Source organism: Paenibacillus sp. LjRoot56, assembly GCF_964253335.1.
GTDB lineage: Bacteria > Bacillota > Bacilli > Paenibacillales > NBRC-103111 > Paenibacillus_E > Paenibacillus_E allorhizoplanae.
This window is the reverse complement of record NZ_CAXURV020000022.1, coordinates 1-258: the sequence shown is the minus strand read 5'-3', so window position 1 is coordinate 258 and position 258 is coordinate 1. Positions and strand designations below refer to the sequence as shown.

1 rRNA gene is annotated in these 258 nt (G+C 52.3%); it reads left to right on the top strand.

From position 1 onward, the window contains the following. Positions 1-258, top strand: a 23S ribosomal RNA gene (locus tag ACSQ8O_RS36760); the annotation flags it as partial.

Sequence of the window (258 nt, the reverse complement as noted above, 5' to 3'; positions counted from 1 at the left end):
CCTAGAGGTATCCTGAGTACGGCGGGTCACGTGAAACCCCGTCGGAATCCGGCAGGACCATCTGCCAAGGCTAAATACTCCCTAGTGACCGATAGTGAAGCAGTACCGTGAGGGAAAGGTGAAAAGCACCGCGGAAGCGGAGTGAAAAAGAACCTGAAACCGTGTGCTTACAAAAAGTCAGAGCCCTCTATATGGGTGATGGCGTGCCTTTTGTAGAATGAACCGGCGAGTTACGTTCCCGTGCGAGGTTAAGTTGAA